Source organism: Okeania sp. SIO3B5 (assembly GCF_010692555.1).
GTDB lineage: Bacteria > Cyanobacteriota > Cyanobacteriia > Cyanobacteriales > Microcoleaceae > Okeania.
In genome coordinates this window covers 1-22,545 of sequence record NZ_JAAHHG010000129.1, presented here as the reverse complement: position 1 = coordinate 22,545, position 22,545 = coordinate 1, and the positions used below count along the sequence as shown (strand labels likewise).

The window sequence follows — 22,545 nt, the reverse complement described above, 5'->3', positions numbered from 1 at the left end:
TTGCTGTCGCGGGGACGCGGGGACGTGGGGACGCGGGGACGCGGAGATGGGGGGACGCGGGGACGCGGGGATGCGGGGACGCGGGGACGCGGGGACGCGGGGACGCGGGGACGCGGAGACACGGGGACACGGGGACGCGGGGACGCGGGGACGCGGGGACGCGGAGGCACGGGGACACGGGGACGTGGGGACGCGGGGACGCGGGGATGCGGGGACGCGGGGATGCGGGGACGCGGGGATGCGGGGGCGCGGGGACGCGGGGACGCGGGGACGCGGGGATGCGGGGACGCGGGGACGCGGGGATGCGGGGACGCGGGGATGCGGGGACGCGGGGACGCGGGGACGCGGGGACGCGGGGACGCGGGGATGGAGGCTTTTAAGCGACATTGAAGCAAATATCTTCTCAGAGCTTAAAGACGCTTATTGGCTGAAAAATCGGTAAATTTTGGCAAATTTTACTGTTCTACTATCCCCTAATCTCCCATTCTCCCTAATATCATGTCCGTTTATATCGTTTGTGTAAACCCAAGGGTGAATATCTACAGGAAATGATGGTTTTTTTCTGGCGAGGGTAGTCTTCTTCCCTCTTTCCTCTTCCCTCTTCCCTCTTCCTTCTTCCCTCTTCCTTCTTCCTTACCTTTGCTATACAAGACCGATGCTACCGGACATGATATAAATCCTTAATCTACAATACTTTAAAACAGCCCTGCACCTGTTAAGGGGATAAAAAAGAGGGCGTTGCTGAATACTGGGATGATTGAGGCTGACACGGGGACACGGAGACAGGTCAACACGGGGATTATGGTTTCTGCTCTGGTGACAAAATCATACCTTAATTCAACAACACCAAAAAGATAATATTCCTTATTTCAAGCCTCCTTATTGCAGAGGTACTGATAACTGTTAACGAAGTTCCTCCGGAGGAGGCTAACTGGTAACTGATAACTGAAATTACCTGTTCCTTATTATAAAAAGAGAGATTTAATTATGAAACCTGCTATTGCTATTGTCGGAATGGCTTGTCGGTATCCAGATGCGCGATCGCCTGTCGAACTCTGGGAGAATGTGTTGGCACAACGTCGTGCTTTTCGGCGCATTCCAACTGAAAGATTATCTTTAGATGATTATTTTTCTGCCGATAAAAGTACTCCTGATTGTACCTATGGAGCAGAGGCAGCTCTGATTGAGGGGTACGAATTCGACCGCGTTGATTTTCGTGTAGTCGGTAGCACTTTTCGTTCCGCAGATTTAGTTCACTGGCTGGCATTAGATATTGCTGCCCAAGCTTTAGCTGATGCTGGATTTGCTGAAGGAGAAAATTTACCCCGCGAAACTACAGGAGTTTTACTGGGAAATACCCTCACTGGAGAATTTTCGAGAGCTAATTCTTTACGTTTGCGTTGGCCTTATGTGCGCCGAGTTGTGGAAACGCAACTAATACAGCAGGGAATCTCCTTAGAAGAACGTCTTGCTTTCCTCAAAGATTTAGAAAGCAAATATAAAGAACCTTTCCCAGAGATTGGTGAAGAATCTTTAGCCGGGAATTTGTCTAATACTATAGCAGGCAGAATCTGTAATCATTTCGATCTCAAAGGGGGAGGTTATAGCATTGATGGGGCTTGTAGTTCTTCTTTACTAGCTGTTGCTAATGCCTGTTCTGCTTTAATAACAGAAGATTTAGATGTAGCGATCGCTGGTGGAGTAGATTTAAGTTTAGACCCCTTCGAGTTAGTGGGATTCGCCAAAGTAGGAGCATTAGCTACCCAAGAAATGCGGGTCTATGATGCTCGTTCTGCTGGTTTTATTCCAGGGGAAGGCTGTGGGTTTGTGGTATTAATGCGCTATCAAGATGCAATAGTACAGCAGCGACGTATTTACGGTGTTATTCGTGGTTGGGGAATCTCTTCTGATGGCAATGGTGGCATTACTCGCCCCGAAGTTGAAGGTCAGTTATTGGCAATTAAACGTGCCTATCGTCGAGCAGGGTTTGGCATTGACACATTAGGATATTTTGAGGGACACGGCACTGGTACTAGCGTTGGAGATGCTACGGAACTGCAAGTATTGTCTCGTGCCCGTTTGGAAGCAGAAGCAGCATTGTCTCCTGCTGCAATTAGTTCTATTAAGGCAAATATTGGTCATACAAAAGCTGCTGCCGGAATAGCAGGAATTATCAAAGCTACCATGGCACTCCACAATCAAATAGTTCCGCCGACTACTGGTTGCGACCAACCTCATCCCGAACTACAGGTTGAAAACTCGCCCCTGGAAGTCCTGAAAGAGGGTCAAACTTGGTCAGAAGATGTACCTCTGCGGGCTGGGGTAAGTGCAATGGGTTTTGGTGGTATTAATACTCATATTGTCCTAGAAGGAAGTTCTAGCATTCGTCGTCACAAGCTAACACCTAAAGAACGCCAACTGATAACGACACCTCAAGATGCCGAACTCATTTTACTGGCAGCCAAAAATACGGAAGAGTTAGAGCAAAAAGTTAAGCATCTTTTAGAAATAGCTCCCAGATTATCAAGAGCTGAAGTAGGAGATTTAGCTGCGGAATTAGTAAGCAACTTAGATATTAGTTTGCCTGTACGCGCTGCTATTGTTGCTAGTCATCCCCAAGAGTTCACCACTCACTTAGAAACTCTCCTCCATAAAATTCAAAATTCACAATTCAAAATTCACAATTCATCAGGTGTATTTTTAGGGATAGATGGAAAAAATCCACGAATTGGTTTTCTTTTTCCTGGACAAGCTTCTCCTGTATATCTTAATGCTGGGGTGTGGTCTCGTCGTTTTCCGTTCTTACAAGAATTATATGCTAAGGCTAATTTACCAATAGTAGAAAATACGAAGTCAACAGCGATCGCCCAACCAGCAATTGTCACCTCCTCTACGGTAGGTTTACGAGTATTAAAGCAACTGGGTATTGTCGCTGATGTTGCTGTCGGCCACAGTTTAGGAGAATTAAGTGCTTTACACTGGGCTGGAATTTTCGATGAAACTGCCTTAGTTCGCATTGCTAAGATGCGGGGTAAAATTATGGCGGAACTGGGCAACCCCACGGGGACAATGGCGAGTATTGGTGCAGGGGAACAAGAAGTTAAAGCACTGCTGAATGGTCGAGTAGTTGCCATCGCTGGATTGAATTCACCCTATCAAACAATTGTCTCAGGGGAAGCGAAAGGAATCAGTGACATAGTAGCAAAAGCGCAAGCCAAAGGATTGAAAAACTTTACTTTACCAGTGTCTCATGCTTTCCACTCGCCTCTAGTCGCTGCAGTGGCACCACCTTTAGCTGATTATCTCGCACAGGAGGATTTTCATCCGTTACAAGGTAAAGTTGTTTCTACTATCACAGGTACTTACTTAGAAGAAACAGCCGATTTACGATCGCTCTTGGTGCAACAAGTAACCTTACCTGTGCAGTTTATGGAAGCTGTTACTACAGCAGCTAAAGACTTAGATTTATTTATTGAAGTCGGTTCGGGACAAATTTTAAGTAGGTTAGTCAGCGATTTGGTAGATGTTCCTGCAATATCCTTAGATGCGAGTGGTAATTCTCTTAAAGGTTTATTAAAAGCGGCAGCGGCAGCTTTTACTTTGGGAGTTCCCATTAATCATCAAGCTTTATTTGCGGGACGTTTTACCCGACCATTTAATTTAGATTGGCAGCCTCAATTTTTGGTTAATCCCTGTGAGTTAGCCCCCGTTTCTCAGTCTAAAGGAAGGGAACAGGGAACAGGGAACAGGGAACAGGGAACAGGTAAAAGGCAACAGGCAACAGGCAAAGGGCAACAGGGAAATATTAAAACCTCTAGTTATGAGTATAACAGTCGAGCAGAAATAGATAATCCTCAAAAATTAACTGTTATTAATAGCTCTTCTAAAATTGACTGCGTTCGCCAACTGGTTGCTCAACGAACAGAACTTCCTGTTGCCAGTATTTTAGATAACCATCGACTATTGAGCGATTTGCATCTTAATTCCATAACTGTCAGTCAATTAGTAGTTGAAGCTGCTCGCAGTTTGAATTTATCTCCTCCCATAGCACCAACAGATTACGCCGATGCTACAGTTGCTGACATTGCCCAAGCATTAGAAGAACTTTCTAGTATTGGTGAAACTCACTCTGTTGAACAAGTACCTTCAGGAGTAGATTCCTGGATACGGACATTTACTGTTGAGTTGGTAGAATCGCCTTTAGAAGTCAAAATTAAAGACGAAGTCAAAATACGAAGTCAAAAGTCAAAAGTTAAAACTCAAGATATTGATTCTGATTTGCCTCTAGAAGTCAAAAGTCAAAATACGAAGTCAAAAGTCAAAAGTCAAAAGCGAGTGTGTAATTCTGAGGTCTCCTCAGAATGTAAGACACACTCAAGACAGTTAAAAGTTAAAACTCAAGACATTGATTCTGATTTGCCTCTAGAAGTCAAAAGTCAAAAGTCAAAAGTCAAAATTAAAGACGAAGTCAAAAGTCAAAATACGAAGTCAAAAGTCAAAAGTCAAAAGCGAGTGTGTAATTCTGAGGTCTCCTCAGAATGTAAGACACACTCAAGACAGTCAAAAGTTAAAACTCAAGATATTGATTCTGATTTGCCTCTAGAAGTCAAAAGTCAAAAGTCAGATGAAGTCAAAAGTCAAAAGTCAAAAGTCAAAATTAAAGACATTGATTCCACTTCGCCTCTAGAAGTCAAAAGTCAAAATTCTAATTGGCAAGTTATTGCTCCTGCTAACTACCCTTTAAGTCTTCCGTTATCAGAAGCATTTAGTCAACTTGAAGGTAATGGTGTTATCATTTGTCTTCCTCCAACATTAAATATTGAAGAACAGATTGAGCTTTTATTAACAGGATCTAAAAATTTATTAGCTAAAGCAGAAGAGGAAAAATCAAAGCAACATAGTTTTGTCTTAATACAACATGGTAGTGGTGGAGCATCCTTTGCTCGGACATTCTATCTAGAAAATCCCAAGATTACAACTTGTGTAATTGATGTTCCCATAGATCATCCTCAAGCAGTTGAATGGATTATTACTGAAGCCTCCTCAACCGTTGGGTATTCTGAATCCTATTATGATGTTGAAGGAAAAAGGCGATCGCCCGTTCTCCGTTTGTTACCTATTCCTTCAGAGGAAAACAAGGAATTAACCCTAACTTCAGAAGATATCTTATTAGTTACAGGGGGTGGTAAAGGTATTGCTGCCGAATGTGCCTTATCTATCGCTCAAGAAACAGGAGTTCGTTTAGCATTGTTAGGACGTTCTCAACCCGAAACCGATGCCGAACTAGCAACTAATCTCAACCGGATGACTAATGCTGGTATTCAGGTGAAATACTTATCAGTGGATGTTACCGATACTGAAGGGGTGAAAAGTGCAGTAAACCAAATCGAAACAGATTGGGGTCACATCACCGCTATTATCCACGGTGCGGGAGTCAATAAACCGAAGTTAATTAAAAATCTCGATCGCCAAGACTGCCTAGATACTTTAGCACCTAAAGTTCATGGTCTGCAAAACTTGTTCGCAGCAATTAATTCCGAGTATCTGAGACTATCAGTTACTTTTGGTTCAATTATTGCCCGGACAGGTTTACCAGGAGAAGCAGATTACGCTATAGCGAATGAATGGCTCGCTCGTCTGACAGAACAATTCCAAGCCCAAAATCCCCACTGTCGCTGTCTGAATTTAGATTGGTCAGTTTGGTCTGGAGCAGGTATGGGAGAACGTTTAGGTCGAATCGATACTTTGATGCAACAAGGGATTACACCAATTCCCCCAGAGCGAGGAATTACTATTCTGCGTCGTCTGATAGCTCAATCGTTACCAACTACTTCTGTTGTTGTAACAGGTCGTTTTGGAGAACCTCCAACCCTCAAAGTTGAACAGCCAGAACTTCCTTTCAGTCGATTCTTGGAACAAACTAGAGTCTATTATCCTGGAGTAGAGTTAGTAGTAGATGCAGAACTCTCAACAACCAGTGACCCTTACCTAGACGATCACGTTTACCAAGGAGAACGAATTTTTCCAGGGGTGATGGGACTGGAAGCTATGGCGCAGGTAGCAATGGCATTACATCCTTTAATAAGTGGGGAGAATATACTCAAAGTCCCCCTTACCAAGGGGGATTTAGGGGGATCTATTAGTTTGAAAACAGACTCTAGGGGAAATCAAACTTCAGAGTCAGATGTCGATCCCCCCCAACCCCCCTTAGTAAGGGGGGAGAATGTAGTCAAAGTCCCCTTAGTAAGGCAGGAGAATATAGTCAAAGTCCCCCTTGCTAAGGGGGATTTAGGGGGATCTATTAGTTTGAAAACAGACTCTAGGGGAAATCACACTTCAGAGTCAGATATCTATCCCCCCCAACCCCCCGAGAATATAGTCAAAGTCCCCCTTGCTAAGGGGGATTTAGGGGGATCTATTAGTTTGAAACCAGACTCTAGGGGAAATCAACCTTCCGAGTCAGATATCTATCCCCCCCAACCCCCCTTAGTAAGGGGGGAGAATGTAGTCAAAGTTCCTCTTAGTAAGGGGGATAAAAAATCATTCATCTTTGAAAACATTCAGTTTAATCGACCAGTTGTCGTTCCTGAAGGTGAAACACTAAAGATTCGTTTGGCTGCTTTAGTCCAAGAGTCGGGCAAAGTGGAAGTGGTACTGCGCAGTGAACAAACAGCATTTAGCGTCGATCATTTCCGAGCAACCGTAATTATGTCAACAGTTAACAGTCAAAAATCAACTGTTTTCAATCAAAATATTAAATCTGAAAGCCACAATGGTCTCGATCCGAAGAAAGATTTATATGGTGAATTACTTTTCCATCAAGGTCGTTTTCAACGCATACAAAATTATCGTCATCTGAAAGCAACCGAATGTCTTGCCGAGATGAAAACTGATACTGCAACGCCCTGGTTTAGTCGCTATCTCCCCCAATATTTAATCTTAGGAGATGCGGGGGCGAGGGATGCTGCCATTCATGCTTTACAAGCTTGTGTTCCTCATGCCACAATTTTACCCATTGGAGTAGAAAGCATGATAATTCATTCTGTGAATTCAGCAGGAAATCAGTTTGTCTCAGCAAAAGAACGTCAGCATATTGGCGATCGCTATATTTATGATTTGACCATTTTTGATGAAACGGGAAGAATTTTAGAACAGTGGGAAAGTTTGGAATTACAAGTGATTCAGCATCGAGATACTCAAGAGCCTTGGAATGCTGTATTACTCCCTACTTATCTAGAACGTCGCATTCAGGAAGTTATCCCTGATGCAGATTTAACTATTGTTGTGGATCGAGATGCAACGGTTGAAAGAAGGGCAAGGAGCGATCGCAATCTGTTGAGAATTCAGAATTTACTAGGTCATGCTCCGCAAACAGAATTCAGAACTCAGAATTTATATCGTCGCCCTGATGGCAAACCGGAATTAGGCAACGGGCAGGCGGTATCTGTTTCCCATGCGGGAGATTTAACCCTAGTTGTAGCGGGTTCTGAAGGTTGTGATGTAGAAGCTGTTGTAGCCAGGAATGAGCAAGTTTGGGGCGATTTATTGGGTGTGAGGCGGTTGGACTTAGCCAAGGTTGTTGCCCAGGAGACAGGGCAAGAGTTGGATGTAACGGCAACTCGGATTTGGTGTGCCAGTGAGTGTCTCAAGAAAGCGGGAATGGTGGCGGATGCTCCTTTGTTGTTAATGAACAATTCTTCTCTATCTCCAAATGAAATAGTTTGGCTGGAGTCTGGGGAAAAAGCGATCGCTACTTTTGTACTTTCTTTGCAGGAGGTTGAGCAACCGTTGGTGTTTGCTGTGTTGACAAGTAAGAAGGAGGTGATGGAGAGCGATCGGGTTTTGGAAGAAGTGCGAACAATTAATTAAGTTGAAATCACATTTTTTTTAACTCAAAGAGAGCGGAAATCTAGTAGGGTGGGTTAGCGTCAGCGTAACCCACCGAAACATTGTAGATTTGCGGTGCGTTATATCATGTTCGGTTGAATACTTACACTTTGGAGCTCCGAAGGCAGGAGGCAACCCACCCCTCGCTCCTCCCCCTCCCAGGAGGGGGAGGCAGAAGGGAAGAAAGGGTTAAAAGGGATAAAGTTTTTTTATAACTGATTATCCGTTAGCGTAGCTCCCCCGGAGGGGGAACATGATATTACACTTCGTTGTAGATTTGCGGTGCGTTACACTTTCCTGCGGAATGCTGCGCAAACGTTAACGCACCCTACAAGTGCCTACTACTAAAGTTTTTTGCTGGTTTCAAACAAACCAGCACTTGTATCACCCAAATAACGAGGAAAATTGAACATGATTAATGTCTCTAATTTTGTCAAGAAAACGTCTTTTACTGTATTCTCCACAGTAGGAATAGCTGCTGTTTCAATGGTTGATTTATCGGCAAAAGCGATCGTTGTTGGTGGTGTAAACGTAGATGGCATCGGTATTCTACAGCCACAGCATGAGGATGAGAACTTCAACGGGATGCTAGATTTAGGAGAAGATACTAACATAAATGAGATGCTTGATGATGATTGGAATAATCCCATGTTTATAACAGGTCGTGGTGGAAATGGTATATTTAATGGGGTTGTAAGCTTAGAACTAGATTCAAGTGTTGATGGGCCTGACTGTACAGGTTCACTAATATCCAATCACTACATACTCACTGCTGCTCATTGTATTACTGATTATGATTCGGGAAATGTCAATGTTAATAGTGGTAGTGCATTTTTTAGAACAGGTGCAGGTGATGTTTTAAATAATGACATTGAAATTGGGCTTAATCGTTTTATTAAGCATCCAAACTACAACACTATAACTTTAGAGAATGACATAGCTTTATTAAGACTTGTTACAAAAGCACAAGAGAACATTGATCGGTACGGGATTTATCGTGAAGACGATGAAATAGGTCAAGTATTTACGAAAATTGGCTATGGAGTTACAGGTACAGGTGCTGCTGGCAATCAACGAGATGAAGGATTTGATTCCAAAAAACGCATAGGTGAGAATCGCTATGAGCAGATAATTGATACACATATTAATTTTGATTTTGATGATGGAAGTGCTGCCAACAATAAATTAGGAAACACAGGAGAAGGAAATGAAGAAGTCAATACCGCTCCTGGAGATTCAGGAGGACCTGGTTTTATTGGAAATCTGATCGCTAGTGTGACTTCTTTTGGGGATGATGATACTTCTTCTTTTGGAGATATAGCTTATGATACCCGTGTCTCACTCTTTCAAGGCTTTATCGATTCACACACAGCACTTGCCATCCCTATTTCTTTCTCTGTGGATGGTGGAGCGTTTAACCCACTTCGTGATGGCATAATTGCTCCCTTACCCAATCCCGCAGAAGGACTATTTCCTTTTAATCCTCCCCCCGATCCTAACGATGTTTGGGCTTTGAGTCCCTTTCTTGGTGGCTATGCAACAGAAGGTGAAGTCTTTCAGTCATCAGGTGCAGTTTTAGGTCTTCCTCCTGATGGTACTAACATAGATCGGATGTCTAGTGCTTTAGGAATTGGTCCTTGTCCTGCTGGTGGCCCCCCTTATGTCGGACCCTTTGAACCTAATCCTGGCGCACCTCTCCCTTGTCCAGCACCTCCAGGGGGTCCGTTTGGAACATTTGGCTTACAACCTGACGACAATATGATCTCCTTATCCTACGGTATGGATAGCGGTAGTATTTTACAATTTTCAGTCGATCCATTGGCGATCGGCATACCTGGTACTGATGTCTTTTATGAGTCCATTGTGTCCCCCATGCCTGATGGCGATCCAGGGAATGAAGCGGCGGGCGATATCTTTAAAACTCCTGAATTTGTTGCTTTTGGGTCTTATATTCCCGATCATATTGCCTACAATCACATTCTTGTCCCTGCCGTCTTGTTAAATGAACTCTATCGGGATGAGAGTGAAATGGGTTTACAAGCACCCTCTGAAGAGGGTTTAGTCGAACCTGAAGATGACTTAGATGGTTTTGAAGAAGCAGATACAGGCGATCCTTTCTGGGGTGTTGATTTTGATGTTGATGGCATTGTAGATTTTGAAAAATTCAGCTTTTTCAGCTTAGATGAAGTCTCTCCTTCTATTGGTGGTTCGTTTACTTCAGACGATATTTTCGTAACGACTGATCCAGGTTTTGACTTTGATATTTACGCTGATGGTGTACTCGACATCGATCTTCAGCTTGGCGATATCCTGGACGCACTAGCACTTTCAGATATCGGTGGATTTGGTTTTGGTGCATCAGGCAATGCTCCCAATGGTATTCTTAATCCTGGGGCTGACGAAGCCTTGTTCTCCCTGGCAGAACTCTCTCCAAGCTTGTTAGATTTCGGAGTTTCACCAGGGGATGTGTTCTATACAGACTTTCTCCGTCCTTTCAATCCATTGTTACGTTGGACTGAAGGCGGTAGTCTCTATGCGCGCCATGATGAGATTGGACTTGAGTTTGACGACGAACTCAATGCTCTAGATATCAAACCCTCAGCAATACCAGAACCCAGTTCAATTTTAGGACTTTTAGCTATTGGTGGACTCGGATTAATGGGACTTCGCAAGAAACGCTAATAATATCATGTCCGGTTGAATAGTTACATTTTGGAGGAAGGAAGGCAGAGGACAGAAGGCAGAAGGCAGAAGGGAAAGAAAAGTTCAAAGGGAGAAGGTTTTTTGATCACTGATTATCCGGACATGATATAACTTAATCACCAGAATTAAAAGACATTAAACCAATTCCTCACTGTTTCCCGCAACTTCATTACTATACTGCAAAGAAAAAGCAGCTAAATCGTTTTGATCTTCTTCTGTCCAAGTATCACTTTCATCAATTACCATAACTTTTTTTTCAGCTAAATTATTTAAAATCAGAGAAGCTAAATAAAGTTGCTCATGGGCAGACAAATTATTAACAATTTTTTGATAAAATTCTTGTATTTCTGCCTCTGTTTTTAACAGAAACTTTGATTATTATAAGTACCATACTTATTATATCAACAACTAATATCATGTCCGGTTGAATACTTACACTTTAGAGGAGGCAAAGCAGAAGGCGGGAGGCAGAAGGAAAGAAAAGGTTAGAAGGGAAGCGGAAATTAAACGAATAACTGCTACATTATAATAAATTAGGTGATTTTTTGAGCTACATCTGCTAAATAATCAAAATGTCTCCCATATTTTATAATAATAGAAAATGAGCCTTGATAATCAATAACTCCTGTCATAACTGCCTTTGCTGCTCCAATTTCTTTATTAATAAATTGCTCCCAATTTTCCTCTGGTGCTGAAAAAATAGGTAAACTTTCATCAATAGTTTCTATCACATTTACCTCACTAATATCTCCTTGTTCATCCCAATTTAAACAAACAGAAATCTCTATGCCATCAGTTAAACAAAAAATCACCTTACCCAATTTTTTTAACTTATGTTTAAATTCTGATTGCTCATTCCATGCTTGCTGATATAATAACCACCAATCTCTTGAAAAACGAATTATATTTGATGTATCCTGAGTCATCAATAAAACCCTCTCATTTAACGAAGTCAGAAGTCAGAAGTCAGAAGTCAGAAGTTAACCCACCCCCTAACCCAACCCACCCCCGCCTCTCCCAGGAGGGGAGCCAGGAGGGGAAGTAGCGGATTTAAGCCCTGCTCCAACTTAATTGATTATATGATAACAAGTGTGACTTTGGTCATGATCAACTAATCTTATCAAAACAGAAAAGTTTGAAAAACCATGAAAACTTATGAATATCAGCACATAGTCAGTTTTGAAGAAACCAACCTTGTTGGCAATGTTTACTACGCTAACTATGTTCGTTGGCAAGGTCGTTGTCGTGAAATGTTCTTGCGGGATAATGCTCCTGAAGTGTTGACTGAACTATCACAAGGTCTAGCTCTGGCTACTGTCAGCGTTTCCTGCGAATACTACTCGGAACTTTTCGCTTTCGATCGAGTCGCAATTCGGATGCGCTTAAAATCAGTAACACAAAATAGAATCACTATGCTGTTTGAATACTGGCGAATTACTGACAAAGGTGAAGAAATGGTTGCTAAAGGGGAACAGCAGACAGCCAGTATGAGGCGAGAGGGAGAAAAAACTGTACCTACTCCTATTCCTGCTGCTATCAAGGAAGCATTAGAATTATATAGTTAAAAGGTGTTGCTGAAGAGCATGTATGGTATTAATCGCGCATTACTTAGGAGTAAACCCACCCCTAACCCCTCCCAGGAGGGGAACTCAGTAGGGGCAATTCGCGAATCGCCCCTACAGGAGTCAGGAGGGAAGAAGAAGAAAAAGGAGAAAGTTTTTTTGTTTGTTGGCGCACAACTGCGTTAACGTGTAAGCGGAACGGAGTTCTATGGCGCTCTTATCCGGACATGATCGGGACTTACCCAGAAACGCCATATCTAGTAGGGGAAAATGGCATTTGCCCTCTACAGGTAGCGCATTAGACATCTCCAATAATAAAAAATAAAATCAATTATCCTACATAAATTATCAATTCTTCCCCTCCTGGGAGGGGTTAGGGGTGGGTTCCCTACTCCCTACTCCCTACTCCCTACTCCCTCTTTTCTGGAGATGTCTATTGTTTAATAATTTGCGTAAGTCCTGATGATATTATACCTCAAATAACCAACGCCCGTTAAAAATAATATGAAAGTTATCCCACTTCTTCCCATGTCCAAACGCGTAATTGTTTTGGCGATCGCTACTGCTACTTGGATGGCCTGGTTAATCATTCTTGGCTATCAAGAAGCATTTTCTCATCTTATTAGTAATTGGCAAATTGCCTTGACGATGCTATTTGGCTCGATGATTGCTGGGGGAACCAGTATCGGTGGGGGTGCTGTTGCTTTTCCTGTATTCACTAAGCTTTTACACATCTCTCCTCATGAAGCTAAAGTATTTTCTCTAGCTATTCAAAGTGTTGGCATGAGCGCTGCCTCCTTAGCTATTTGTTTAACAGGTATCCGAGTCGAGTGGCGAGTTATCCGTTGGGGGAGTTTGGGAGGTTTATTCGGCATTTTTCTCGGATTAGGTTATTTAGCACCTGTATTACCCCCAGATGTTCTCAAGATGTCTTTCACTATTATGCTAACTAGCTTTGCCATTACTTTATTTACCTTAAATCAAAACATGAGGCAATGCCATTTATTCATGCCTTTCTGGCAGTTTCAAGAACAAGGAATTTTATTCCTGGCTGGATTTTTCGGCGGCATAATGAGTGGTTTAGTGGGCAATGGGATTGATATTGTTGTCTTTTCTGTGATGGTTCTACTATGGCGGATCAGCGAAAAAGTTGCTACCCCTACTTCAGTTATTCTGATGGCTATTAATGCGATCGCTGGATTTATCCTACAGATTTTTGTCTTTAAGGATTTTACTGAGATTGTACAAAGTTACTGGTTAGCGGCTATTCCTATTGTTGTTGTTGGCGCACCTTTAGGGGCAATGTTTTGTAGTCTGTTGCAGAGGGAAGTTATTGCTAACATACTTATTGTATTGATTATTATAGAGATGATTACTTCTATTGTTCTGATTCCTTTACGACCTTTAGTTTTATACTCTAGCTTGATTTCTTTAATTCTATTTTCCTGTTTAAATTACTGGATGTATCGGGGCACTATGTATATGAAGCAGGGAATAGGGAAGTAGGTGTAAGATTTGACGCGGTGACGCGGTGACGCGGTGACGCGGGGACGTGGTGTGTCAGTGACACCCTATCTCCCTCTCTCGGTGTCCTGGTGTGGGAAGTGTGGGGAGATGGGGATATCGAGAAAAATTTGGCAATGGCGCTCGTGAAGAGAACATTTTTTTATACCGAATTAAAATGATATCAAATCGGTTTAATTGGACATAAAAAAAAATTCTCCAATTGCTATAGCTACGGTCATCTTTCTAATTCTTTCTCCTCCTGAACTCTGAATTCTGGATTCTGAATTCTGACTCCTGACTCCTGACTCCTAAAAACTTAACTATTCTATAACTGTTTAACCGGACATGATATGGCTACTTTATTTTATCGGAATTTTCGGTTATTAATACTGGCAATACTAATAATTATTACCTGGGGAGTATCATCATTTTTTACATTGCCACGACTAGAAGACCCTGAATTAGTTGCCCGAATTGCGATTGTGAAAACTTTTTTGCCAGGCGCCGATGCTGAACGAATTGAAGCTTTAGTCACAGAAAAAATAGAAGCAGAATTATCTGAAATAGAAGAAATAAAAAGCTATGATTCAAGTTCTAGGGCAGGAAGTTCTATTATTAATATTGAACTTTTAGATTCAGTTGAAGAAACAGACGCTGATATAATTTGGTTAAGAATTAGAGAACGGTTAAATCAAGCTGCAAGTCAATTACCTGCTGGTACAAGTAAACCAAGATTAGAGAAACTTGAAGTTAAAGCTTATGCGATGATTACTGCTTTAATTTGGGAACAAGACACTGAGCCTAATTATGCAATTCTTACTCGTTTGTCTGAATTGCTGAAAGATGAATTATTAGCATTGCCTGGAACAGAAAAAGTTGAAAGTTTTGGCAATCCTCAGGAAGAAATTGCTGTAGAAATTGATGCTGTTCAGTTGGCTAGTATCGGTTTAACACCTCAAGAATTATCAGTACAAATTAAACAGAGTGATGCTAAGGTTTCAGCAGGTCAATTTCGTAGTAGAAATAATGATTTACTCTTAGAAGTTAATTCAGATTTAGACTCCCTGGAACGGATTCGGAGTATTCCAATTAGCTTTAGTAATCAAGGGCAATTTACTAGACTTGGTGACATTGCTAAAGTTAGAAAAACAATTGCTCAACCACCAAATGAATTAGCATTAATTAATGGTCATCCTGCTTCTGCTTTAGCTGTATTTGTTGAATCAGATTATCAAATAGACCTATGGGCAAAAACGGCGGAAGTAGCGATAGAAAAGTTCCGCCAAGAACTTGGTAAAGGTCTGAAGCTTGAGATTATTTTTAATCAAAGTAATTATCTTGAAATCCGTTTAAAAAGTTTGATTTTGAACCTATTAATGAGTGGGATACTGGTTTTTGTAATTACAGTATTTTTAATGGGTTTCAAATCTGCTATTGTTGTGGGTTTAGCACTTACTTTATCTACTTGTATGGTGTTAGGAATGCTGGGATTGTTAGATGTTCCTCTACATCAAATGTCAATAACCGGATTAATTGTAGCGTTAGGATTATTGATTGATACAGCAATTATTGTTGTTGATGAAGTTACTAAAGGTATAGTTTCAGGATTAAAACCAGAAGCTGCTATTACTAAAGCAAATCATCATTTATTTATGCCATTAACGGCATCAACTTTAACTACGGCTCTGGCGTTTGTGCCAGTTGTATTACTTCCTGGTCCCACTGGAGAATTTGTTGGTGGTATAGGCATTAGTGTAATTTTAGCTGTTATTTCTTCATTATTATTATCTCTGACAATAGGTTCGGGTTTGGCAGGAAAATTATACCCGAATTATTATTATAGTTTTGAGCAATATCCTCAACAAAAATGGTGGGAAAAAGGGTTTACTAATTCCTATTTAACTCGAATTTATAAACGGAGTTTACGCAGTATATTTCGCACTCCCTGGTTAGGAATATTATTAGGCATTATTTTGCCAATTATTGGTTTAGTTCAAGTCAGTTCTCTCCCACAACAGTTCTTTCCTCCTGTGGAGAGAAACCAACTAAAAATAGAATTAGAATTACCAGCTTTAACTTCAATTGAAAAAACAAAAAATACGGCACGAGCAGTCAGAAATATGATGTTAAATCACCCAGAAATCCAGGAATTACAATGGTTTTTAGGGCGTAGTTCTCCTCGATATTTCTACAACTTAACGTCAGGAAAACAACGATACGCAAATTATGCTGAAGGATTTTTACAGTTAAATTCAATTGCTAACCCAGAATTTGTTAATGCACTCCAAGCTGAAGTTGATACCGCATTTCCTGAAGCTCAAGTTTTGATTCGACAATTGGAACAGGGACCTCCTTTTGATGCACCAGTAGAAATGAGAATTTATGGTCCTAACTTAAAGCGTCTACAACAATTAGGGGAACAAGCAAGAAGTCTGTTAGTTAAAATCCCTAAAGTAACTCACACTCGCGATACTTTAAGCGAAATTCGACCCCAACTACAACTACAAGTAAAAGAACAAGAAGTTCGTTTAGCTGGATTAAACCGCGCTAATATTTCGCAACAGTTAGAGACTTTACTAGAGGGGAATTTAGGAGGGTCAATTATTGAAGATACTGAGGAGTTACCAGTACGGGTGCGAGTGTCAAATTCTCAAAGGGGAGATTTTAGCAAAATTACATCCTTAGATTTACAACCCACTGTCTCCAATTTAAATCGAAATAGTTTCAGTTCAACTGACACAATACCTGTTTTAGCTTTAGCAGAAGTAGAATTGCAGCCAGAATTTTCAGTAATTAGAAGACGTAATGGCAGACGAGTAAATTCGATTCAAGGTTTTATTGCTTCTGGGGTTTTACCTTCCGAAGTAATGACAGAATGGCAGCAACTGTTAAATGATTCAAGCTTTGAGTTACCATCTGGTTACTGGTCTGAAATTGCTGGAGAGTCAGAAAAGCAAGGTGATGCTCAAGCAGGTCTTTTCTCAACCGTGCCAGTTATATTTCTGTTAGCATCCTCAATTTTGGTACTATCGTTAAATTCCTTCCGAGCAACTGCCATTATTGGAATAGTCGCTATTTCTGCCATTGGTTTAGGATTTTTCAGTTTATGGTTATTTGGCTACCCCTTTGGTTTTATGAGTCTCATCGGTACATTTGGTTTAGTGGGAATTGCTATTAATGATTCAGTAGTAGTTTTGGCTGCCATCCTCGAAGACTCCCAAGCATCTACAGGTAACCGTCTAGCTATACGTCAAGTCGTTATGGGTTCTACTCGTCATGTGATTGCCACAACTTTAACCACAATGATTGGGTTTGTTCCGCTGTTGATACAAGGTGGTGAGTTTTGGCCTCCTTTAGCCATAGCGATCGCTGGTGGTGTTGGTGGTTCGACACTTATTGCTCTTTATCTTGTTCCCTGTGCGTACTTACTTATCTTTGGGCTTTGATTTTTCTTTAATGGCGATCGCTCTATCTTGAGCGGGGGAGTAGGGGAGTGGGGGAGTAGGGGAGTAGGGGAGTAGGGAAGTGGGGGAGTAGGGGAGTGGGGGAGTGGGGGAGTAGGGGAGTATTAGGGTTCGTTAATGAAATGTAACGCACCAAATTAGTAGTTCCTTAACTAATAGTAGTGGACCGATACATATTCAATGATGTCCAGCAACCGATTGTTCAATACTTTTGACAACTTATATTTTTGGTCTTCATGGCACACCCTACAATTATGAACTGAGGGCCATAACTTTGATTTTTAAATTGGTTTTAATATTTAAGTCAGATTTTTCAGGGGGCCTTGATGAAATCTGCTTTTATTTATAGACAATATTTTTTCCAAGCACCCCATAGTAGTTCAAGTCTTGGTCCAACTTTGCCAGATAATGTTGTCCATAGTACTTGAAATAAGAAATTTTACTTAGTTGTGCAGTGGAATTGAACACAAAGTGAACACAAAGTGAACAATTTTAATAGGAAAGTGAACGGAAAAGTGAACAAAAAGGTGAACGATCGCCGTGGAATTACTGTGCAATTATAAATAGGTGTCTATATCGTGGATAATACTTAGATTTTGAAATTTATCTCACTATGAAAAATTATCAGTTTAAAAGTTTTACTCGTACTTCTTTAATTGCATTTGGCCTTTCTTTACTTGGAGCGCCAGCTTTTGCTTTCGATCTGACTATTAATCCACCCCCCAGTTTAACGATAGATGGGATGGCCGTCACTGAGGGTGTATTCACTTTGCAGAGTGCTATGGGGTATTCTTCTACAACTAATAGTCCCTTTTCCTTGATCAACGATCCTGTCAAAATTGATGCCATAATTGGTGGTAATAACTCATCTACTAATCTTCTTATCCCAGATGTGCCTGATGATATTGAGGTACTTCGACTAATGGGCAATTTTGACCCGGCTGACCTGCCTGACATGGAGAAGCCAGCAGCTTTTTTTGATATCACTCTTTTTGGCTTCAATGACGGTATTGATGACTTTACTTACTTCTTACCCAGTATGAGTGGTCCAGTTCAAGCATACCAAGTGACCGATCTTGGAGCTACGACAGCTCTTGGTGACAATATTAATACCTTTACTAGCGCTGCACCAATAATTGATTCTGACTTTAATGTCATTATCCCTCCTGGCAGCGTTATTGGTACGAGTACTGGTAATTTTTGTGGACCTCCAGTTGTTAATTTTCATGGAGGAGGTGGTGGTACTCCGCCCCCACGTTGCGTGCCAGTTCCCGAACCTGGTTCTGCCATGGGTATTTTTGCTCTAGGTTTGCTGGGAATAGGTTCAATGTTGAAGCGTCAACAGAAAAGCTAAGAAACTGTTAGTGAGTTTAAGAATAAAGGTTAGTTTTTAATAGTGGAGCGTTAGTATCGGCAAAACGAGCAGCGCTCCATTATTTTGATCTACCTTGTCCACAAAAACAGTTTGAATATATCTGAAGGAATTTTTGGAAAAGTGAACAATTTGAATCAGTAAATGAACGGATAGCTGAACAAAAAGGTGAGTGATCGCTGCGGGATTATTGTGGGATTATAGAGAGATGAAAACTAATGAGAGTTGAGAAACGAAGTCCGCTTTCGTATTTGGGATTCTCACTTCTCGCTACGATAACAGATGCTACTCATGATATTCCAGAACCTGCTTCTGGTTTGGGTCTTTTAGCGATAGGTTCTTTAGGTGCAGTTTCAGTGATCTAAAGCCATCTAAATAGTTTTCAACATAAAAAATATTCCAGAAGCAACAACAAAAATTGATAGAAAGTAAAAAATATGAGAAAATTAATTTCAAAAACTATTATCTCTTCGCTGGCAATAACGTTGTCGTTGGGGAGTCAGCCTAGCTTATTCATTGAAAGATCCATCTGATACTTCAGTTGTCAAATTCCTTGGTATTGGAAATGATCAGTTCGCCAATGATGTTTTTGAGTCGTTTGATGCGATTTCTCCTTTTCTAAGTCCCGGTGATTCAGCACTTGCTACAACCAATTTGACTGGATGGGAGATTCTAGATCTTTTAAACAATCAAAAAGATATGCTTAAAAATGGTGACATATTTATATTTCATTATGCAGGGCATGGAAGCTTTCAAGGTGATATGGCTCCAATAGATGAAGCAGATAATGATGACGGAATTATTGGTTTGGCACAGAGTAACGCAACTGATCCACGAACATCAGGAGGATTTATCGATCCAGCTACAGATGATGAAATTGCAGCCATAATCAACATGATTCCTGATAGTGTTGGTGTTCTAACAATTTTTGATAGTTGCTTTGCTGGCGAGATGATTGATGGTTCAAAGGATATCAATAGAGGTTTTGTCATTGGTACATCAGATAAAAACAATTGCGCTCCCAGAAAATCCCTGTTTCTTCCCTTTTGGCTCAATGCATTCTCTCCTAATGGAATGGGCAGTGTCAATGCTGATGCTAATAATGACACTGTTCTTAGTCTTGGTGAACTGTTCGAGTTTTTGAACGACATTGATGGTATGGACAATGGAATAGGTGGAGTCGCATTTGCCGCTGATTTTGAAAGTTCAGTATCTCCAGAACATCTAGAATACAAAGTTGCTCATACTCCTATTCCCGAACCTACCTCAACTATAAGTCTCCTAGTCCTCGGAATTCTTGGCGCAAGCTCAACTCTTCTTCGCAAAAAGAAGCAACACAAATCAGTAAGTGAAATTACCAGCGATACTTTGCTGAAAAAGTCTTGTGGTTAAGGATAGGAGTCAGAATCCAGAAGTCAGAAGTCAGGAGAATTATAGAAGAGGTAGTCAGAATAATCGTCCCTTGATTTTCTGCCCAACTCTTGCTCAAAAAGTCAGCATTTTGAGCGTGAAGAGCTAAAAATCAGGTACTTTTTCCCGACCTAAAAAGGCTAAAACATTTATCTGTAAAGACTTTTATATTTATTCAGCAAGCCCTAATTAATAATTATTAATTATTCGCGCCTTGAAGCCTCCCATTTCAAGGGGAAAAAAATAAATTTTTTCCTTTTAGTCAATCCTCTTTAGGGAGAGGTAATTATCCATTATCAATTATCCATTATCCATTAATGAATTCTACCCAAGGCTTCTAACTCTGCAATTAAATTATCATAATCTATATTCTCTAATTGACGATTATTTAGCAGTTTAATCATCTTTTCTAACCACTCAAAATAATCAGCCTCATCAAGTAATTTGAAATCAGTAACTTGATTATTCATATTTTATTTTTGTATTTTATCAACTCCCGTTAAACTATTAAAAAATGTCTAACGGGAAAACCTATACAATGTAAGCATTTCCTGCGGAATGCTGCGCAAACAGCTATTAGCTGTCAGTTCGAGTGCAAAAAAAGGGGGTTTAAATGAATATAGATTTTGGAGCTGACTTTTGTAGTCAGATTTTTCTAGCTCAATTAATAAAACTTTTATCACCTACTAAAAAAAATAGCTGATAGCTGACGGCTGAATGCTTACTATACAATTCTAGATTAACTTAACAGCACGCAAGCCAAACATTAAAACAGTAGCTACACCTAAACCACCAACAAACAATACAACGAAAGCAATAATTCCATCAACAGTCATTAACTTTTCTCCAAAATGGTAAATAAAACTATAAAATTAAGTCTAATATTTAATGTTCAAAATAGCAAAGTCTGAAATTATCCATGGCATCCATCACCGTTCAACTACCCTCCAAATCCTATGAAATAGCGATCGCCCCTGGCAACCTCGACCAACTTGGCCCAAAAATGCAACCCCTCAACTTGGGCAAAAAGGTCTTGCTGGTCTCCAACCCAGAAATATTTGGTCATTATGGCTCTAGAGCGATCGCCTCTCTCCAACAAGCGGGTTTTGATGTTTCTCACTGCACCCTCCCTGCTGGAGAACAATACAAAAACCTTCAAACCCTAAATACTATTTACGATGCAGCTTTAGCACACCGTATCGAACGCTCTTCGACAATGGTTGCCCTGGGTGGTGGGGTAGTTGGTGATATGACTGGGTTTGCAGCAGCTACTTGGTTGCGGGGATTGAATGTAGTCCAGGTTCCCACTTCTCTATTAGCAATGGTGGATGCTGCTATTGGCGGAAAAACGGGAGTCAATCATCCCCAAGGTAAAAATCTCATTGGCGCTTTTCACCAACCAAGTCTAGTATTAATTGACCCGGAAGTATTGAAAACGTTACCTGTGCGTGAGTTTCGGGGTGGAATGGCAGAAGTTATTAAATATGGAACTATTTGGGATGCGGAATTATTTGCCAAAATGGAGAATAGTCAGGAGCTTGATGAAATTAATCATCTCACCCCAGGATTATTAGAAGAAATCTTGATTAGATCTTGCCAAAGTAAGGCTGATGTGGTAAGCAAAGATGAAAAAGAATCGGGATTAAGGGCAATTTTGAATTACGGTCATACTATTGGTCATGCTGTGGAAAGCTTGACTGGTTATACTATGGTGACTCATGGTGAAGCGGTAGCTATTGGGATGGTTGCTGCGAGTCGGTTGGCGTTGGAGTTGGGGATGTGGGACGAACAGAGCGATCGCCGTCAGTTAGCTTTGATAGAAAAAGCTGCTTTACCGACGAGGTTGCCGAGTGGGTTGGATATTGAGGAAATTTTGGTTTCTTTGCAGACGGATAAAAAGGTTAAAGCGGGTAAAGTTAGGTTTGTGTTACCGACTGGGGTGGGTGTGGTCAAGATTACAGACCAGGTTAGTGCAGATGTATTGAGAGGAGTATTGGCAGGAATGGGTTAAAGAAAAAGTTAGAATTCATAATAGTTTGATCAAATTTACCGAAAAAGTGGGTCTAAAGCCTCGTCCTTTGAGGACGACTTTATCCACAAAAATATTTTTCAAATAATTGTTTTATCTGGGAGAATGTGTGGTAAAATAATAGTATAGAAACAAAAAGATAGCAAATGTTAGTAAGAGAGGCCAAGTTATTAAACGGGGTATCAAATCAATATAAATCCTTGGATGAAGCTATCAGAACAGCACAGTTTATTAGAAATAAAGCTGTCAGATATTGGATAGACAACCAAGGAGTAGATAAGTCACGTTTATACAAACTGAGCAAAGAGTTAGCTAGTGAGTTTGCTTTTGTCAACCAATTAAATTCATCAGCTAGGCAAGCCTCAGTAGAAATAGCTTGGACTTCGATTAGTAACTTTTATCGTCGCTGTCAACAAGGAGCCAAAAAGAAAGGATATCCCAAATTCAAAAAGCATTGTCGGTCTGTAGAATATAAACAATCTGGTTGGGTGCGATTCGTTTCCTTGGAAAATGGAGAACTCAATTCAAAGTGTACGAGGAGCAAGAGGTCAACCTTTCGTATTGGTTGAATCAAAACTCTTGACAACTTAATGACCATGAGGGTGAAAGTCC

The 22,545-nt window shown here is 40.9% G+C and carries 13 protein-coding genes; 9 read left to right on the top strand and 4 right to left on the bottom strand.

What is annotated here, in order from left to right:
• Positions 1-987 precede the first annotated feature (987 nt).
• Complete coding sequence (locus F6K54_RS18440) at positions 988-7,869, top strand: type I polyketide synthase (protein ID WP_293080220.1); 6,882 nt, start codon at positions 988-990, stop codon at positions 7,867-7,869.
• A gap of 429 nt (positions 7,870-8,298) precedes the next feature.
• Positions 8,299-10,569, top strand: coding sequence for a trypsin-like serine protease (locus tag F6K54_RS18435; RefSeq protein WP_293080217.1), 2,271 nt, complete (start codon positions 8,299-8,301; stop codon positions 10,567-10,569).
• 156 nt (positions 10,570-10,725) lie between these two features.
• On the opposite strand, the gene F6K54_RS18430 is transcribed toward F6K54_RS18435, so the two are convergent.
• Positions 10,726-10,902, bottom strand: a complete 177-nt coding sequence (locus F6K54_RS18430) for a hypothetical protein (RefSeq protein ID WP_293080214.1) — start codon at positions 10,900-10,902, stop codon at positions 10,726-10,728.
• Between the two features lie 221 nt (positions 10,903-11,123).
• On the bottom strand, positions 11,124-11,516 hold the full coding sequence (locus F6K54_RS18425) for a hypothetical protein (protein WP_293080212.1): 393 nt from the start codon (positions 11,514-11,516) through the stop codon (positions 11,124-11,126).
• Between the two features lie 219 nt (positions 11,517-11,735).
• Here F6K54_RS18425 and F6K54_RS18420 point away from each other — a divergent pair, with 219 nt between their 5' ends.
• From F6K54_RS18420 to F6K54_RS18400, 5 genes are all read left to right on the top strand, one after another.
• Positions 11,736-12,155 carry a thioesterase family protein gene (locus F6K54_RS18420; protein WP_293080210.1) on the top strand — a complete coding sequence of 140 codons (420 nt, stop codon included), beginning with the start codon at positions 11,736-11,738 and terminating at the stop codon, positions 12,153-12,155.
• A gap of 525 nt (positions 12,156-12,680) precedes the next feature.
• Positions 12,681-13,658: a sulfite exporter TauE/SafE family protein gene (locus F6K54_RS18415; RefSeq protein WP_293080207.1), complete on the top strand. Its 978-nt coding sequence runs from the start codon at positions 12,681-12,683 to the stop codon at positions 13,656-13,658.
• A 350-nt stretch (positions 13,659-14,008) separates the two neighbouring features.
• Positions 14,009-17,104, top strand: a complete 3,096-nt coding sequence (locus F6K54_RS18410) for an efflux RND transporter permease subunit (protein ID WP_293080204.1) — start codon at positions 14,009-14,011, stop codon at positions 17,102-17,104.
• Between the two features lie 631 nt (positions 17,105-17,735).
• Positions 17,736-18,476, top strand: a complete 741-nt coding sequence (locus F6K54_RS18405) for a PEP-CTERM sorting domain-containing protein (RefSeq protein WP_293080201.1) — start codon at positions 17,736-17,738, stop codon at positions 18,474-18,476.
• A 534-nt stretch (positions 18,477-19,010) separates the two neighbouring features.
• On the top strand, positions 19,011-19,886 hold the full coding sequence (locus F6K54_RS18400) for a caspase family protein (RefSeq protein ID WP_293080198.1): 876 nt from the start codon (positions 19,011-19,013) through the stop codon (positions 19,884-19,886).
• A 332-nt stretch (positions 19,887-20,218) separates the two neighbouring features.
• Here F6K54_RS18400 and F6K54_RS18395 read toward each other — a convergent pair whose 3' ends face one another.
• Together F6K54_RS18395 and F6K54_RS18390 are read right to left on the bottom strand one after the other, a co-directional pair.
• Entirely contained in the window at positions 20,219-20,374 is a 156-nt protein-coding gene (locus F6K54_RS18395; RefSeq protein WP_293080196.1) for a DUF29 family protein, read from the bottom strand.
• 264 nt (positions 20,375-20,638) lie between these two features.
• Positions 20,639-20,740 carry a cytochrome b6-f complex subunit PetL gene (locus F6K54_RS18390; RefSeq protein WP_124144714.1) on the bottom strand — a complete coding sequence of 34 codons (102 nt, stop codon included), beginning with the start codon at positions 20,738-20,740 and terminating at the stop codon, positions 20,639-20,641.
• Between the two features lie 83 nt (positions 20,741-20,823).
• Between F6K54_RS18390 and aroB the strand changes: the two genes are divergently transcribed.
• Both aroB and F6K54_RS18380 read left to right on the top strand, forming a co-directional pair.
• Positions 20,824-21,915: a 3-dehydroquinate synthase gene (gene aroB / locus F6K54_RS18385; RefSeq protein ID WP_293080193.1), complete on the top strand. Its 1,092-nt coding sequence runs from the start codon at positions 20,824-20,826 to the stop codon at positions 21,913-21,915.
• Positions 21,916-22,079: 164 nt separating this feature from the next.
• The gene (locus F6K54_RS18380) at positions 22,080-22,502 is read left to right on the top strand and encodes a hypothetical protein (protein WP_293080190.1); all 423 of its coding nucleotides are present in this window, start codon (positions 22,080-22,082) and stop codon (positions 22,500-22,502) included.
• Positions 22,503-22,545 lie beyond the last annotated feature (43 nt).

Excerpts from the sequence above, each read along its gene's own strand:
- F6K54_RS18440 (WP_293080220.1), top strand. The coding sequence starts at position 988 with ATGAAACCTGCTATTGCTATTGTCGGAATGGCTTGTCGGTATCCAGAT.
- F6K54_RS18435 (WP_293080217.1), top strand. The coding sequence starts at position 8,299 with ATGATTAATGTCTCTAATTTTGTCAAGAAAACGTCTTTTACTGTATTC.
- F6K54_RS18425 (WP_293080212.1), bottom strand. The coding sequence starts at position 11,516 with ATGACTCAGGATACATCAAATATAATTCGTTTTTCAAGAGATTGGTGG.
- F6K54_RS18420 (WP_293080210.1), top strand. The coding sequence starts at position 11,736 with ATGAAAACTTATGAATATCAGCACATAGTCAGTTTTGAAGAAACCAAC.
- F6K54_RS18415 (WP_293080207.1), top strand. The coding sequence starts at position 12,681 with ATGTCCAAACGCGTAATTGTTTTGGCGATCGCTACTGCTACTTGGATG.
- F6K54_RS18410 (WP_293080204.1), top strand. The coding sequence starts at position 14,009 with ATGGCTACTTTATTTTATCGGAATTTTCGGTTATTAATACTGGCAATA.
- F6K54_RS18405 (WP_293080201.1), top strand. The coding sequence starts at position 17,736 with ATGAAAAATTATCAGTTTAAAAGTTTTACTCGTACTTCTTTAATTGCA.
- F6K54_RS18395 (WP_293080196.1), bottom strand. The coding sequence starts at position 20,374 with ATGAATAATCAAGTTACTGATTTCAAATTACTTGATGAGGCTGATTAT.
- F6K54_RS18390 (WP_124144714.1), bottom strand. The coding sequence starts at position 20,740 with ATGACTGTTGATGGAATTATTGCTTTCGTTGTATTGTTTGTTGGTGGT.
- aroB (WP_293080193.1), top strand. The coding sequence starts at position 20,824 with ATGGCATCCATCACCGTTCAACTACCCTCCAAATCCTATGAAATAGCG.
- F6K54_RS18380 (WP_293080190.1), top strand. The coding sequence starts at position 22,080 with ATGTTAGTAAGAGAGGCCAAGTTATTAAACGGGGTATCAAATCAATAT.